The 14758-nt window shown below is 70.9% G+C and carries 15 protein-coding genes; 12 read left to right on the forward strand and 3 right to left on the reverse strand.

The window, feature by feature from the left end:
• Positions 1 to 37: 37 nt before the first annotated feature.
• The 10 genes from Pen02_RS34525 (at position 38) to Pen02_RS34570 (ending at position 11736) form a co-directional block, all read left to right on the forward strand.
• Complete coding sequence (locus tag Pen02_RS34525) at positions 38 to 829, forward strand: GntR family transcriptional regulator (protein WP_203870362.1); 792 nt, start codon at positions 38 to 40, stop codon at positions 827 to 829.
• A 421-nt stretch (positions 830 to 1250) separates the two neighbouring features.
• Positions 1251 to 1862: a glucose-6-phosphate isomerase family protein gene (locus Pen02_RS34530; RefSeq protein WP_203870363.1), complete on the forward strand. Its 612-nt coding sequence runs from the start codon at positions 1251 to 1253 to the stop codon at positions 1860 to 1862.
• Between the two features lie 31 nt (positions 1863 to 1893).
• Positions 1894 to 2931 (forward strand): ABC transporter substrate-binding protein, encoded by a 1038-nt coding sequence (locus tag Pen02_RS34535; protein ID WP_203870364.1) that lies wholly within the window; start codon positions 1894 to 1896, stop codon positions 2929 to 2931.
• 27 nt (positions 2932 to 2958) lie between these two features.
• The gene (locus Pen02_RS42695; protein ID WP_203870365.1) at positions 2959 to 4527 is read left to right on the forward strand and encodes a sugar ABC transporter ATP-binding protein; all 1569 of its coding nucleotides are present in this window, start codon (positions 2959 to 2961) and stop codon (positions 4525 to 4527) included.
• Positions 4527 to 5630: an ABC transporter permease gene (locus Pen02_RS34545; protein WP_203870366.1), complete on the forward strand. Its 1104-nt coding sequence runs from the start codon at positions 4527 to 4529 to the stop codon at positions 5628 to 5630. Before Pen02_RS42695 ends, Pen02_RS34545 begins: the two co-directional genes overlap by 1 nt.
• 7 nt (positions 5631 to 5637) lie before the next feature.
• The gene (gene xylB / locus Pen02_RS34550) at positions 5638 to 7239 is read left to right on the forward strand and encodes a xylulokinase (protein WP_203870367.1); all 1602 of its coding nucleotides are present in this window, start codon (positions 5638 to 5640) and stop codon (positions 7237 to 7239) included.
• The gene (locus tag Pen02_RS34555; protein ID WP_203870368.1) at positions 7236 to 8294 is read left to right on the forward strand and encodes a phosphoglycerate dehydrogenase; all 1059 of its coding nucleotides are present in this window, start codon (positions 7236 to 7238) and stop codon (positions 8292 to 8294) included. Before xylB ends, Pen02_RS34555 begins: the two co-directional genes overlap by 4 nt.
• 63 nt (positions 8295 to 8357) lie before the next feature.
• Positions 8358 to 9332 (forward strand): shikimate dehydrogenase family protein, encoded by a 975-nt coding sequence (locus Pen02_RS34560; RefSeq protein ID WP_203870369.1) that lies wholly within the window; start codon positions 8358 to 8360, stop codon positions 9330 to 9332.
• A gap of 13 nt (positions 9333 to 9345) precedes the next feature.
• Positions 9346 to 10353 carry a phosphotriesterase family protein gene (locus tag Pen02_RS34565; protein ID WP_203870370.1) on the forward strand — a complete coding sequence of 336 codons (1008 nt, stop codon included), beginning with the start codon at positions 9346 to 9348 and terminating at the stop codon, positions 10351 to 10353.
• Between the two features lie 147 nt (positions 10354 to 10500).
• Positions 10501 to 11736: a low temperature requirement protein A gene (locus tag Pen02_RS34570; RefSeq protein ID WP_203870371.1), complete on the forward strand. Its 1236-nt coding sequence runs from the start codon at positions 10501 to 10503 to the stop codon at positions 11734 to 11736.
• A 68-nt stretch (positions 11737 to 11804) separates the two neighbouring features.
• Here the strand turns inward: Pen02_RS34570 and Pen02_RS34575 are convergent, their stop codons facing one another.
• Positions 11805 to 12416, reverse strand: coding sequence for a TetR/AcrR family transcriptional regulator (locus Pen02_RS34575; RefSeq protein WP_203870372.1), 612 nt, complete (start codon positions 12414 to 12416; stop codon positions 11805 to 11807).
• A 209-nt stretch (positions 12417 to 12625) separates the two neighbouring features.
• Here Pen02_RS34575 and Pen02_RS34580 point away from each other — a divergent pair, with 209 nt between their 5' ends.
• Positions 12626 to 13183, forward strand: coding sequence for a DUF308 domain-containing protein (locus tag Pen02_RS34580; RefSeq protein WP_203870373.1), 558 nt, complete (start codon positions 12626 to 12628; stop codon positions 13181 to 13183).
• 74 nt (positions 13184 to 13257) lie between these two features.
• Here Pen02_RS34580 and Pen02_RS34585 read toward each other — a convergent pair whose 3' ends face one another.
• Positions 13258 to 13536, reverse strand: coding sequence for a hypothetical protein (locus tag Pen02_RS34585; protein ID WP_203870374.1), 279 nt, complete (start codon positions 13534 to 13536; stop codon positions 13258 to 13260).
• A gap of 241 nt (positions 13537 to 13777) precedes the next feature.
• Between Pen02_RS34585 and Pen02_RS34590 the strand changes: the two genes are divergently transcribed.
• Positions 13778 to 14002, forward strand: coding sequence for a helix-turn-helix transcriptional regulator (locus Pen02_RS34590; protein WP_203870375.1), 225 nt, complete (start codon positions 13778 to 13780; stop codon positions 14000 to 14002).
• 61 nt (positions 14003 to 14063) lie between these two features.
• On the opposite strand, the gene Pen02_RS34595 is transcribed toward Pen02_RS34590, so the two are convergent.
• Complete coding sequence (locus tag Pen02_RS34595) at positions 14064 to 14738, reverse strand: DUF998 domain-containing protein (RefSeq protein ID WP_203870376.1); 675 nt, start codon at positions 14736 to 14738, stop codon at positions 14064 to 14066.
• Between the last annotated feature and the right edge of the window lie 20 nt (positions 14739 to 14758).

Here is a 14758-nt window from a genome sequence, read left to right on the forward strand (position 1 = left end):
ACGGCGAGTCTGGAGCAGCCTGTTATCCTCTCATGACATGCAGGCAGGGGACCGGATCGACCGCGGCTCGCCGCTGCCGATGTATTACCAGCTCAAGCAGTTGATCGTCCGTGACATCGAGGGTCGTCGCCTCCAGCCCGGCGCCCGCCTCCTCGGCGACCACGAGCTGTGCGCCAAATACGACGTCTCGCGTACGGTCGTCCGGCAGGCCCTCACCGACCTGGAGAACGAGGGCGTGATCGAGCGGGTCAAGGGCCGGGGTACCTTCGTGGCCCATCCGAAGACCGCCGAAGGGCTGGTGCAGTCGCTCACCGGGCTCTTCGAGGACGTCGCCGCCCGAGGTGGCCACCTGCGCAGCGAGGTACGCCGGGCCGAGGTGCTGCCGGCCGACGCCGCCGTCGCCGCCGACCTGGAGATCGACCCGGGTGAGCAGGTGATCCACCTGGAACGGCTGCGTTTCGTCGACGACGAGCCGTGGGTCTGGACCGTCACGCACCTGCCGGCCGGTCTCGCCCCCGGGCTGGTCGACGAGGACCTCACCGACCGCTCCCTCTACCAGGTTCTGGAGTCGTCCTACGGGGTGCGGCTGGTCCGGGGCGTGCGTTCGGTCGAGGCCGCAGTGGCCAGTGCCGCCCAGGCGAGGCTGCTCGGCATCCGACGTGGTGATCCGGTGCTGGCGTTGCGCAGCATCAGCATCGGGGAGTCCGGTCGCCCGGTGGAGAGCTTCCTCGCGCTGCACCGGGGCGACCGCAGTCGCTTCCAGGTGGAGCTGACCCGAGCGACGGCCAGCGGCCGGCCCGGCACTCCGCTGGTACTCGTAAAAGCCTGACGCGTCCCCCGCCCGGGCCGCGATCGGAACGCGCCGAGCGGTCTGGCCGCCAGCGGTGTTGCCATCCGCGCTGCGGGCGGGCCGGGGCGGGCGGCGGCGCGGGGAAGGCATCCGTCCGCGCGGCTGTCGAGCTGCCCCGTCTGTGCGCCCACGAAACCGCCCGAAATGTCCCGCCCCGTCTGTGCGCCCAGCTCGACAGTGTGCACGAGAGATAGCGGCTGGCCGGCCGCGCCGCGAGGACGTGCCCTGCTCCGCCGATCTCCGGCTCACCTCTTGACATCCTGTAATGACAGGACGACAGTATCCCGAAACACGGCCGAAACGAGAACCCGAAGCCGTAGAACCGAGAGCCTACGAACCGCGAGCGCAAGAACCCGAGAACGTAAGAACCGAGCACGTGAGAACCGAGACGGGAGACGACGTGAGCATCAGCGCCACCCCGCCGATCCAGCCGTTCGCGATCACCTTCGGCGCGGACAACGCCACGCTGGAACCGCAGGGCCAGGTCCTGACCCGGCGGATGTCCGACCTCGAAGGGCTCTTCGCCGACGCCGACGCCTGGGCGCGGGCGGTCGCCGACGGCGATCCGGTGGTCTACACCGTCGTCTCGTCACCCGTGCCCGAGGTGCCCCGGGAGCTGCCGCAGTCGATCACCACGATCCAGCCGGGCCTCACCGCCGGCGAGTTCTGGATGACCAAGGGACACCAGCACCCCGACCCGCAGGGCGAGATCTACCTCGGCCTGGCCGGGCACGGCGGCCTGCTGCTCTTCGACGGCGAGCGGGCCGAGTGGCTGGACATGAGTCCGGGAGTGATCGGCTACATCCCGCCCGGCTGGGCGCACCGCAGCGTCAACGTCGGCGACGAGCCGTACAAGTTCCTCGCCGTCTATCCCGGCAGCGCCGGCCACGACTACGGCTGGGTGCTCGAACACGGCATGGGCCTGCGGGCCCGCCGGGCCGCCGACTCCGGCGACCTCGACCTCGTCCCGTTCGGCACGCCAGCGGGCAGACACCGCACCGGCAAGCCCTGACCCACCGCCCGCTCCACGGATAGGAGACCCCATGGCAACGAAGAGCGTCTCACTCGGCGCGGCCGGGCTCGCCGCGGTCGTCACCCTGGCCGTCGGCGTCGTCGCCGGCCGGGCTTTCGCCGGCGGCTCGGACGACGACGGCGGCGGCGGAAACGCCGGTACGGCGGCGATCGCCGGTACGAAGATCGACGTCATCGTCAAGGCGACCGAGTCCGAGTTCTGGCAGTCGATGCTGGCCGGCGCCAAGAAGGCCGGCACCGACCTCGGCGTCGAACTCGACCTGTTCGGCCCCACCTCGGAGGCCGACATCGAACCGCAGGTACGGCTGGTCGAGGATGCGATCTCGCGTGGCGCCAAGGCGATCGTGCTGGCCCCGAACTCGTCCACCGCGCTGAACGGGGTGATCGACCGGGCCCGGTCCGGCGGAATCAAGGTGATCGTCGTCGACAACGCGGTACAGACCAAGAGCGACGGCTTCATCGGTACGGACAACGTGAAGGCGGGCGCCCAGGCGGGGCAGCGGCTCTGTGAACTGATCACCCAGGCCGGCAAGCCGAACGGCAAGGTGCTGCACGAGTCGGCGGTCTCCGGCGTACAGGTGTTGATCGACCGGTTCGAGGGGTTCAAGCAGGGGCTCGCGGAGAAGTGCCCGCAGGCGACGATCGTGCAGACCCTGGTCAACGACAACGACCTGAACAAGGCGGTCGGGCAGGTCAACGACGCGCTGACCCGGGTACCGGACCTGGCCGGGATCTTCGCCGACAACAACACCTCGGGCGTGGGTACCGCCAAGGCGGTGCAGGAGAAGGGTGCCGCCGACCGGGTCGCGGTGGTGGCGTTCGACTCCGACCCGGCCGAGGTGGAGGCGGTACGGTCCGGCGGGATCGACGCGATCGTCGTACAGAACCCGTTCTTCTTCGGGTACCAGGGCGTGGTGGAGGCGGCGATGGCGGTTGCCGGCAGCAACGCACCGCAGCGGCTGGACCCGGGCGCCGTACTCGTGGACAAGTCCAACGTGGACGCCGAGGAACTTCAGGCGCTGCTCAACCCGCCGAAGACCAAGGGCTGACCTGGCAGGTATCCGCGAGGAGGTGTGATGAGCGACGAGCCGGTGGTACGGCTGCGCGGGGTCACCAAGACGTACGGGCCGGTGACGGCGCTCGGCGACGTCGACCTGGACCTGCTTCCCGGCGAGGTGCACTGCCTCGCCGGGGAGAACGGGGCCGGCAAGTCGACTCTGATCAAGGTGTTGACCGGTGCGGTGGCCCGGGACCGGGGCGACTATTCGGTTGCCGGGGTGCCGCTCGGGCCACGCCCGTCCCCGGTCGAGACCCGGGACGCCGGGATCGGCGTGGTCTACCAGGAGCTGAGTCTGCTGCCCGACCTCAGCGTGCTGGACAACCTGACCATGGGCCGGTTCCCGCGCCGGCTCTTCGGCATCGTGGACCGGGCGGCGCAGCGGCGTACCGCGCTGGACCACCTGGACCGGGTCGGGCTGGCCGATCTCGACCTGGACCAGCCGGTACGCGCCCTGCCGACCGCCACCCGCCAACTCGTCGAGATCGCCCGCGTGCTCGGTACCCGGGCCAAGCTGGTGATCTTCGACGAGCCGACCACCGCACTCTCGGAACGGGAGGCGGCGGCGCTGCTGGACCGGGTCGCCGCACTGCGGGACGCCGGCCACACCGTGCTCTACGTGACCCACCGACTCGAAGAGATGTTCGAGGTCGGGGACCGGGTCACCGTGCTGCGCGACGGCCGGCTGGTGGCGACCCGGCCGATCGGGGAGTACGACCACGACTCGCTGATCCAGGCGATGGTGGGCCGCCCGGTGCAGAACCTCTATCCCGGTGAGCGGCACGAGATCGGCCCGCCCCGACTGGAGGTACGCGACCTGCGTATTCCCGGCTTCGCCGCACCGGTCGAGCTGACCGTGCACCGGGGCGAGATCGTCGGGCTGGCCGGACTGCTCGGCGCCGGCCGTTCCGAGATCGTCCGGGCGGTCTTCGGCGCCGATCCCGTCGACGGCGGGCAGGTCCGGGTCGACGGCACGCCGATCCCGGCCGGCTCGCCCCGGGCGGCGGCCCGACACGGGATCGCGCTGCTCACCGAGGACCGCAAGGAATCCGGGCTGCTGCTGGAACTCTCCATCGAGGCGAACGTCTCGATCGCCAGCCTCGGCCGGGTCGCCAGCGGGCCGGTGCTGCGCGGCGCCCGGGAACGCCGGCACGTCCGGCAGGCCGTCGAAGGGCTGCGCCTCAAGTACGGCTCCTTCGACGACCCGGTCACCTCGCTCTCCGGCGGCAACCAGCAGAAGGTGCTGCTGGCCCGCTGGCTCGGCACCGGTGCCAAGGTGCTGCTGCTGGACGAGCCGACCAAGGGCGTCGACGTCGGCGCCAAGGCCGACATCTACCAGGCGATCGCCGAGATGGCCCGCAACGGGATCGCCGTACTGGTGGTCTCGTCGTACCTGCCCGAACTGCTCGGGCTCTGCGACCGGATCGTGGTCGTACGCGAGCGCCGGGTCGTCGGCGAGCTGCCGGCGGCCGAGGCGACCGAGGAGGGCATCCTCCGGCTCACCAGTCCGGCCAGCTCCGCCGCCGACCTGTCGGCCCCGGCGGCCCCGATGTCCCCGACGACCTCGCCAGCCCCTCTGGAGTCCTGATGACCACCCACGACAGAGAAGTGACCGAGCCCGCCGCCGGACCCGAGTCCCCGACGGAGACCGAAGCCGGGACGAGTACAGCAGGGACGAGCGCAGCCGGAGAGGGCGCGGCCGGGAAGGGCACTGCGGCCGAGCCGGAGGTACTCGGGCTGGGCAGTCTGCTCGGCCGGGGTTTCGGCGGACTTCCCGTACTCGTGCTCCTGGTGTTGGGGTTGAGCCTGGCCACCGACACCTTCCTGACCGGCACCAACCTGGACAACCTCGGACGCCAGGTCTCGATCTACGCGATCATCGCGATCGGGCAGCTCCTGGTGATCCTCACCGCCGGCATCGACCTCTCGGTCGGCTCGGTGGTCGGCCTGTCCGGAGTGATCGCCGCGAAGGCGGTCTTCGACACCGCCGGCAGCGGATCGGTGCTGCTCGCCGTGCTGCTGGCGCTGCTGGCCGGAGCGGCGATCGGGCTGGTCAACGGGATACTCGTGGCGATCCTGAAGATGCCGCCGTTCATCGTCACCCTCGGCACCCTGGGCATGGCCCGGGGACTCACCCTGCTCTACACCGACGGCCGGACCATCCAGCCGTTGCCGTCCTCGTTCACCTCGATCGCCGGGGGCGAGTTCCTCGGCATCGCCAACCTGATCTGGCTGACCGTGCTGATCGCGCTGCTGGTCGGCTTCGGGCTGCGCCGGACGATCTGGGGCCGCTACATCTACGCGGTCGGCTCCAACCCGGAGTCGGCCCGGCTGACCGGGGTACCGGTCCGGGCGGTGCTGCTCAGCGTCTATGCGCTGGCCGGCACGCTGGCCGCACTCGGCGGGATTCTGCTCGCCTCCCGGCTCGGCAACGGGGTGCCGACCGCCGGCACCGGCTACGAACTCCAGGCCATCGCCGCCTGTGTGATCGGCGGGGCGAGCCTCTTCGGTGCCCGGGGCTCCGCCCTCGGCGCCCTGGTCGGAGCGCTGATCGTCGGACTGCTCAACAACGGCGGCACGCTGCTCGGCATCGACCCGTTCTGGTTGCAGGTGGCGATCGGGGCGTTGATCCTGGTAGCGGTGGGGGTCGACCAGTTGCAGGGTCGGCGGCGCGTACGTCGGGGAGCGTGAGCGAGCGATGCTGATCGCACACGATCTCGGTACGACCGGCGACAAGGCGTCGCTGCACACCGACACCGGCGCCCTGGTCGGCGCGGTCACCGTCACCTATCCGACCCGGTACGCCCCCGGCGGGATCGCCGAACAGGATCCGGCGCACTGGTGGACGGCGCTGGCCGAGGCGACCCGGCAACTGCTGGCCCGGCACGACGTGCAGCCCGCCGAGGTGCGGGGGCTGGCGATCTCGGGTCAGATGATGGGCGCGGTGCTGCTCGACTCGGCGTACGAGCCGGTGCGGCCGTCGATCATCTGGGCGGACACCCGGAGCGGGGCGCAGTGCGCCGAGCTGGTCGAGCGGATCGGGGCGGAGCGGGCGTACGAGCTGCTGGGGCATCGGCTGAACCCGACGTATTCGCTGACCAAGGTGATGTGGGTACGCGACCACGAGCCGGAGGTGTTCGGGCGGGTGCGGCACGTCTGCCTCGCCAAGGACTACGCCGTTTACCGGCTCACGGGTCGACTCGCCACCGACCCGTCCGACGCCTCGTCCACGAACGCGTACGACCAGGAGCGGGGGACCTGGTCGGACGTGGTGCTCGGCGCCGCCGGGCTGGATCCGGCACTGTTGCCGGAGATCGTCCCCGCCACCGCCGTGGTCGGCACCGTGACTGCGGCGGCGGCGGAGGCGACCGGGCTGCAGGCCGGTACCCCGGTGCTGATGGGCGGCGGGGACGGGCCACTGGCGGCAGTCGGCGCCGGAGTGGTGTCGCCGGCCGACGGCGCGTACTGCTATCTCGGCTCGTCGTCCTGGGTCTCGCTGGCCGCGCCGCGCCCGCTGCACGATCCGGCCATGCGGACGATGACCTTCGACCACGTGGTACCAGGGCACTACGTGCCGACCGCCACCATGCAGGCCGGCGGGGCATCGCTGGAGTGGATCGCCGACGTGCTGGAGCCAGCCGGTGACGGGGACCGGTTCGACCGGTTGGTCGAGGCGGCCGACACCGCCACGGCGGCCGGGGACGGGCTCTACTTCCTGCCACACCTGCTCGGCGAGCGGTCGCCGTACTGGGACCCGGAGGCGGCCGGGGCGTTCGTCGGGCTCCGCCGGCACCACGACCGGGCGCACCTGGTCCGGGCGGTGTTGGAGGGGGTGGCGTTCAACCTGCTCACCTGCGTCGACGCGTTCCGGGAGCATGGATTGCCGGTGGATCGGGTGGACGCGATCGGGGGTGGTGCGGCCAGTGACGTGTGGCTGCGGATCCTCGCCGACGTCTGGGGCGCCACCGTCCGCCGACGTTCCATAGTGGAGGAGGCGAACAGTCTCGGGGCGGCGGTGACGGCGGCGGTCGGGCTCGGCCTGGTCGACGACTTCGGCGCCGCCGGGAAACTCTCCGAGGTCACCGCCGAGTTCACCCCTGATCCGGGGCGACACGCCGACTACCGGCGCCGGCACGCGATCTTCCTCGACGCGTACCGGCGGTTGGAACCGTGGAACGCGGCCCGGGGCGGAGAGCCGGCGGTCGGGTCGGCAGGCGGCGGGTCGGCGGGCGGGTCGGCGGGCGGCGAGTCGGCGGGCGGGTCGGATGGTGGCGGGTCGACGGGCGGTGGGTCGGCGTGAGCGGGCGGAACGTGCTGGTCACCTCGCGGTCGTTCTCGTCCGGCTCCCGGGACCTGCTCGGCGAGCTGCACGCCGCCGGCCTGACGGTGGTACGCGGCCCGACCGACCACCGGCTCGACGCGCTGCGTCCACTGCTGGCCGACTCTGTCGGCTGGATCGCCGGCACCGCCCCGGTGACCGAGGCACACCTCGCCGCCGCCCCCCGACTTGCGATCCTGGCCCGGTACGGCGTCGGGGTCGACGCGGTGGACCTGACCTCGGCGGCGGCACACGGTGTCGTGGTGACCAACACCCCGGGGGCGAACACCGAGGCGGTGGCCGACCTGACCATCGGACTGCTGCTCGCCGTACTGCGCGGCATCCCGGCCGGGGACCGTCGGGTTCGGGCGGGGGAGTGGAGCGTGTCCCGGGGCCGGGAACTCGGCGCGTCGACGGTCGGGCTCGTCGGGTACGGCCGGATCGGGCGGGCGGTGGCGGCGCGGCTGCGCGGGTTCGGGGCCGAGCTGTTGGCGTACGACCCGATGTTGGACGCGGCGGCGATCCGGGCGGCGGGTGCCGAACCGGCGGACCTGGCCGACCTGCCCCGCCGCTGTAGCGTGGTTTCGCTGCACGCCCCCGGCGGCAGCCGGCCGCTGGTCGACGCCGACTGGCTGGCCGGGGCCGGGGACGGGCTGATCCTGGTCAACACCGCCCGCGCCGACCTCGTCGACGAGCCGGCTCTTGTGGAGGCACTGCGTAGCGGCACGATTGCCGGGTACGCCGCCGACACCCTCGACACGGAGTCGACCGGTGCCGGTTCGCCGCTGCTCGCCGAGGATCTGGCCGACCGGGTTGTCCTGACCCCGCACCTCGGGGCGCAGACCGTGGAGGCTATCGACCGGATGGGCTCGCTCGCCGTGGCCGACCTGCTGGCGGTGCTCGGCGGCGACACTCCGAAGCATCCCGTCCGGACGGCCGACGGGCCAGGCTCGGATTCGGATTCGGATTCGGGCTCGGGCTTGGGTTCGGGCTCGGGCTCGGGCTGGGGTTCGGGCCTGGGTTCGGGCTCGGGGTGAGCGGCTGGCGGCGGCTACCGGGTGTGGGCGAGGACCAGGGCAAGGGCAAGAGGGGGATCAGTGGTGGACTCGGCGGGGACCGACGGCGGCGGACGTACCGGATCGGCTGACGGGGGGTCGGACGGCGCCGGCTACATGGGTTTCGTCGGGGTGACCACCGGCGGCTCGTCGATCAACCGGGTCTTTCCGAGGTGGGCGGAGATCCTCGGGCTGCCGACCGACCGGCTGGTCGGGCACGACCTGCCGCTGGACGCCGACGACGCGCAGTATCGGGACCTGGTCAAGCGGATCCGCGACGACCCGGCGCACCTGGGCGCGCTGGTGACCACCCACAAGCTGCGGCTCTATCAGGCGGCGCACGACCTCTTCGACGAGGTGGACGAGTTCGCGCAGCTCTGCGGCGAGATCTCCAGCATCGCGAAGCGGGACGGCAAGCTGGTCGGGGGCGCCAAGGACCCGATAACCGCCGGCCTCGCCGTGCAGGACTTCCTGCCGGATGGTTATTTCGGGGCGACCGGGGCCGAGGTGGTCTGCCTGGGTGCGGGTGGCGCCGGGACGGCGCTGGTCTGGTATCTCGGCCAGCGGGCCGACCGGCCGCGCCGGATCGTCTGCACCGACACCGACCCGAGCCGGCTCGCCCACCTGCGCGGCGTTGTCGAGCGGGGCGGCCTGCCGACCGACCTCGTCGGGTACCGGCTGGTTGCCGATTCCGGCGATATCGGCGCGCTGCTCGACGCGCTTCCGGACGGCAGCCTGGTGGTCAACGCGACCGGCCTCGGCAAAGATCGGCCCGGTACGCCGCTGCCGCCCGGCGCCCGACTGCCCCGGGACGGCTACGCCTGGGACTTCAACTACCGGGGCAGCCTGGAGTTCCTGCACCAGGCTGTCGCGCAACGGGACGAGCGTGGGCTGACCGTGGTCGACGGCTGGCGGTACTTCATCCACGGCTGGAGCCAGGCGATCGCCGAGATCTTCGGCGTACCCGTGGATCCGCCGACGGTCCGGCGGCTGTCGGCGGCGGCCGAGGCGGTGCGGTGAGCGGGGTCAGCTCGTGAGTTTCGTTCGGACCGTGCTCGGCGACGTGCCGCCGGAACTGCTCGGTCCGACCGACTACCACGAGCACCTGTTCCAGGTCACCCCGCTGCTGCCCGGCGACGAACTGGACGACGAGCCGGCCAGTCGGACGGAGACCGGATTGTTGTTCGCCGCCGGCATCACCGCGATGGTCGAGGCGACGCCGGTCGGGCTGGGGCGGGATCCGGTGGCGGTGGCCAGGATCAGCGCCGCGACCGGGATGCGGGTGGTGGCGACGACGGGCGCGCACCGGGAGGCGCACTACGGGCCGGACCATCCGCTGGTCACGGCCGCCGAGGCAGACCTGGCCGCCCGATTCCACGCCGACCTCGTGGACGGCTGCCCGGTCCGCGACATCGGATCAAAATCTGCGGGTACGACGGGCGCGTTGGACGCTTTCGGTGGTGCGGGTGTGGCGCTGGGTCCGGAGGGGCGGCCGGTGCGGGCCGGGCTGTTGAAGGCGGGAATCGGGTACTGGTCGATCAGCACGTTCGAGCGTCGGGTGCTGGGGGCGGTGGCTGCCGCACACCGGTTGACGGGTGCTGCGGTGATGGTGCACCTGGAGCATGGGAGTGCTGCTCACGAGGTGCTTGATCTGCTGGGGGCGGATGGTGTCGAGGCGGGGCGGGTGGTGTTGGCGCACGCGGATCGGAACCCGGATCCGGGGCTACACGTGGAACTCGCCCAGCGCGGTGCGTACCTCGGCTATGACGGGATGGCCCGGCATCGGGAGCGGCCGGACAGTGCGCTTATCGAGTTGATCGAGGCGGTGTGCGGGGAGGGGATGGCCGGTCACCTGCTGCTCGGCGGCGACGTCGCCCGCCGCAGCCGGTACGTCGGGTACGGCGGAATGCCGGGGCTGGCCTACCTCCCGAACCGCTTCCTACCCCGCCTGCGCACGCACCTCGGCCCGGACGTCCTACGCCGGATCATGGTCGACGCGCCGGCTCGGGCGTTCACCTGGAGCAAAGGCCCTGCTGTTTAAGGGAAATAGTGCCTTCCCGATGGGGCGGTAGGAACTGTTTCGCTGAACTAGCACGATCTCCAGGTGCCCCGGCCGCCCGCGCAACCCTGGTGGTGGGCGATTCGTTGGTGCCCACGGGGGAGGGGACAGGGGCGGACAGGGCGGGCGATGGTGGCGGGAGGCGGTGCCGGGCTGTTGCGCTCGGCGACGAGTTCGGGTCGCGCCTCGTTCTTGGAACTCTTCTTCGACCTGGCGTTCGTCTTTGCCCTCACCCGGGTCTCGCAACGGTTCGCCGACCTCGGCAACGAGGCCGGCTGGGCGCTCGTCACCGGGCTCGGTCGTACCCTGCTGCTGTTCCTCGCGCTCTGGTTGGTCTGGTCGCACACCACCTGGATCACCAGTCGCTACGAGCCGGAGCGGTCGATGATCCAGGTGATCGTGGTCGGCACCATGTTCGCCAGCCTGGTGATGGCGGTGGCGCTGCCGCGCGCGATGGAGGAGCGGGCGTTGCCGTTCGCGGTCGCGTACCTGGTGGTGATGGTGATCCGGCCCCTGGTGATCGCCGCCGCGCTGCGGGGCCATCCGCGCCGACGGGTGGCGCTCCGGCTCGCCCCGTGGGCGGCGGCGACCGCGCCGCTCTGGCTGGTCGGCGCGCTGGGCCCGGACGAGCTCCGCCTGCCGCTCTGGGCTGCCGCGCTCGCCGTGGACTACCTCGGCTGGACTCTGGGCTGGCCGCTGCCGTGGCTGGGAGCGGCGACGGTGGGTGGTTGGCGGATCGCCGGGGAGCATCTGGCCGAACGTCACCAGCAGATGTTCCTTATCGCGCTCGGCGAATCGATCTGGGTCATCGGCATCATCTTCAGCGGCGTGGGCTATTCCGCAGGGCGGGCCGCCGCCTTCACGGTCGCCTTCATCACCAGCGTGCTGCTGTGGCGGATCTACTTCTACCGCGCGGGCCTGTTGCTGACCCAGGCGTTGGAGCGGTCACGTTCACCCGGCCGGTTGGGTGCGGCGTCACAACGGACGCACGCGGTGCTCGTGCTCAGCGTGCTCGTCACTGCGGTCTCCTACGAGCTGGTGATCGGCCAGCCGTACGGGGAGGCGCGGCCGACGTGGCTTCTGTTCGTGGTGGGTGGTCCGGCGCTATTCCTCGTCGCCCGGTTGCGGCTGGAGTACGAGATCTTCGGCCGGGTTTCCCGCTCGCAGATGATCGGCCTGGTAGTCCTGCTGCTGGCCGTCGCGGGGTTGGTGCGCTGGCCGCCGATGGTCGGGCTGAGCGCGGCGGCCGGGGTGCTGGCCCTTGTCGCGCTGCTCGAAGCGTTGCGAAGTCGGCATCGGCCGCTGGAGGAATCCGCCTCGCCGATCGGGCGGGAGAAGCCTGGCAATCACGGATCCGAGGCGTGATCGCGCGAGCTACTGAAGCGCTCCGTCGTCCCCGAAGCTGTGCCAACTCACCTGTCTTGTGGGCGGGATCAGGCATCCGCCGGGTTGGCAGGATTGGACGCGGCATGAGCCCGCAGCAGTCCCTCGACGCCGTCTAGGAAGGTGTCGCAGACCAGCGTCGAGTCGAACAGGCAGCCGGCGGCCATGGCGCCGTCGCGCAGCATGACGAAGTGTCGGGCGGCGGCCTCGGCGGGCGCTTCGTGGATGCGTGCCAGCAGTTCCGTGACGGTTTCCAGGAACCACTGGCGGTGGGCGAGCACCGCCCGGTGCGCCGGGTGATCGGGGTCGGGATACTCGGCAGCGGCGTTGAGGAAGGCGCAGCCGCGGAAACCGGGAGACTGGATGCCCTGGGCGATCGACTCGCTGAGAGCCCGGAGGGTGTCGGCCGCCGATAGCGCGCCGTCGGCAGCCCTGTCCGCCTGGGCGCGCATGGCCTGGTCGACCTGGCTCAGGTAGGCCAGAACGAGATCCTCCTTGCCGGGGAAGTGCCGATAGAGGGTGGACCGGGTCACCTGCGCTTCGGCGACGATGCGGTCGATGCCGACCGAGTGGATGCCCTCTCCGTAAAAGATCCTTGTCGCCGTGTTGAGCAGCCGGGACCGGGCTTCGGACGGCTGGCCTCCGGATTCTCCACGCGCCATGGCTCCCATAGTAGCGGATAGAACGTTCGGTCTTGACGCCGTCCGGTCGCGGTGTCATCGTTGCCCAAGACAGAACGTTCGTTCTTGTTGACGGGGCATGCGGCTTCGTGCAGGCAGGGTCGAATTCGCCGCAGGAGGGCTGTTCACCCGATTCGTCTGTGGAGTCCGTTGACCGCAGGCCCGAACCGAGCAATATCGGAAGGATCACCGTGACCCCTCTTGCTGCACCTGCCATCCCGGCAGCGGCATCCGCCCTGCGGCGGCTGTACCTCGTCCGCTTTGCGTTCGCCGTCGTCTGGGCCGTCGTGATGTTCGCGACCGCGTCGCACCTCGGTCCGCTCGCTGTCACGCTGCTCGTGCTGTATCCGCTGTTCGACGTCTTCGCCGCGCTCGTCGACGCTCGTTCGTCGCGCGCCACCGGACCGGTGCTCGGTCTTCACGTGAACGTCGCTGTCAGCCTGCTCACCGCTGTCGGCGTGGCCATCGCCTCCGCGTCCGGAATCCCCGCGGTCCTGCGCGTCTGGGGCGCCTGGGCGATCGTGGCCGGGGTGGTACAGCTGATCGTGGCCATCAACCGCCGCAAGATGGGCGGCCAGTGGCCAATGATCATCAGTGGCGCCATCTCCGCGCTCGCCGGCACCTCGTTCATCGTGATGGCCGGAGCGGACGGTGCCACGCTGACCAACGTGGCCGGATACGCCATCCCCGGCGGCATCTTCTTCCTTGTCTCGGCGCTCCGCCTCGGCCGCGTCGCCAAGGAGAACTGAGCAGTGGGAAGCGGAGGATGCGTTCGGGTGCCCCGGCTGCGGGAGCCCTCGATCTGAGCAAGGGCCATCCCGAGCTACAAGATGGGTAGATCGGCCCCGAGATCGCGGAGCCGGTCCGGCTGGACGTACAGGGCTGCTCGGACGGCGGCGAAGGAGACGGCTGGGGCACGTCTGGTTCGGTCGGCGTCTTGGACGATCCGGCTGATCATGCCGAGCCGGACCTTGGCCTCGGTCAGCCGTGCCTCAAGGAGGCGGAGGGCCTGCTGGCAGGAGGCAAGTTCGGCTTGCAGGCGCTCGTTCTGTTGTTTCAGCCTCGTCGGGGGTGGCGGGTCGGGGTACTCGTCCAGTCGCACGGGCTTGCTCTCCTCGGCAGGTGGGCGGGTGGGGCTGCCGCCGGGCGCCGGAGGACTGGAAGAGGACCGGCGGCAGCTCCCGTTCAGCGCCCCGCCCGACCGCTCGCAATGGCTACCCGGACGGGGGCCCTGCCCGATCGTCCCGCGAAGGCACGCCCCTGCGCAAGTGTGTAGAGCAATGTGTCAGATGAATCTACCGGAGAAGATTGGGTAGGCCATGCTGGTGAGTACGGTCGCGCCCATGGCCAAGTTGCCCGGTCCGCTCGTCGGACCTGCGGAGATACAGGCGATGCTGGGCGTTGGCAGGTCGCGGGCACGGCAGATCATCAACCAGCGGAATTTCCCGGAGCCCTACCAGACGCTTATCGGCGGGTCCGTCTGGGTCCGTGCCGAGGTCGAGGCTTGGATCAAGAAGCACCGCCAGCCTCGACCGCCAGTCAGCGACGACGAGGACGAGCCGGGCTGAGGAAACAGACCCGATGACCGGTTCCAGCGATTATCAGGAGCGCCTCGGGCACGGGCAGGCACTAGAGGTGCTCGGGCAGCCGACGGCCGACTACGGCCCGCTCGTCCGTCCGGCCCCGGGTCTCGCAGAGCAGTCGTAGGGCAAGCACGGTGATCCAGGTCCAGTCGACGGCGATCATCGCTCGTTGGATCAGGCCGGTCGACGGGTGGTCGGCCTCCCACGCCGTACCGAAGATGCCGAACAGGGCTAGGCCGGCGAGTCCGGTCAGGAGGTCGTACCCGACCCAGGCGCGACCGGTCGGACGGCCGGCGGAGCGGCGGGCCAGTACGAAGCAGGCGACCGGCACGGACACGAACACCACGATGCCGAAGTTGTCGTGCAGTACGCCCGGCCAACTGCTCATGTCACCGTCCACCGGTGCACCGGGCGGATAGCCGCGCGCCGGATCCATCACGAAGACGCCGGAGAGCAGCAGCGTGAGCCCGAACACGCCAACCGCGAACGGCCCCCAGACCCCGGCCCGCCCCGGATGCAGAACACGGCGCAGCCCGACGGCGAAGCCGAGCACCAGCAGCCCGGTCAGTACGAAATTGGTGATCTGGATCCACCCACGCGACCCGAGACTCAACGCGCTCACCGGGTGGTACGTCGGGTCGTAGTTGGCCCGGGTAGCACCGTCGAACAGGAGCACCAGCACGAACAGCGGCGGGCCGACCACTCCACACCAGAGCAACACTCGGGTCGATCGACGCGGTG

The sequence above is a fragment of the Plantactinospora endophytica genome (assembly GCF_016862915.1).
Taxonomy (GTDB): domain Bacteria; phylum Actinomycetota; class Actinomycetes; order Mycobacteriales; family Micromonosporaceae; genus Plantactinospora; species Plantactinospora endophytica.

Coding starts and splice junctions, on each gene's coding strand:
- Pen02_RS34545 (WP_203870366.1), top strand. CDS start 4,527: ATGACCACCCACGACAGAGAAGTGACCGAGCCCGCCGCCGGACCCGAG.
- Pen02_RS34570 (WP_203870371.1), top strand. CDS start 10,501: ATGGTGGCGGGAGGCGGTGCCGGGCTGTTGCGCTCGGCGACGAGTTCG.
- Pen02_RS34525 (WP_203870362.1), top strand. CDS start 38: ATGCAGGCAGGGGACCGGATCGACCGCGGCTCGCCGCTGCCGATGTAT.
- Pen02_RS34575 (WP_203870372.1), bottom strand. CDS start 12,416: ATGGCGCGTGGAGAATCCGGAGGCCAGCCGTCCGAAGCCCGGTCCCGG.
- Pen02_RS34535 (WP_203870364.1), top strand. CDS start 1,894: ATGGCAACGAAGAGCGTCTCACTCGGCGCGGCCGGGCTCGCCGCGGTC.
- Pen02_RS42695 (WP_203870365.1), top strand. CDS start 2,959: ATGAGCGACGAGCCGGTGGTACGGCTGCGCGGGGTCACCAAGACGTAC.
- xylB (WP_203870367.1), top strand. CDS start 5,638: ATGCTGATCGCACACGATCTCGGTACGACCGGCGACAAGGCGTCGCTG.
- Pen02_RS34590 (WP_203870375.1), top strand. CDS start 13,778: ATGGCCAAGTTGCCCGGTCCGCTCGTCGGACCTGCGGAGATACAGGCG.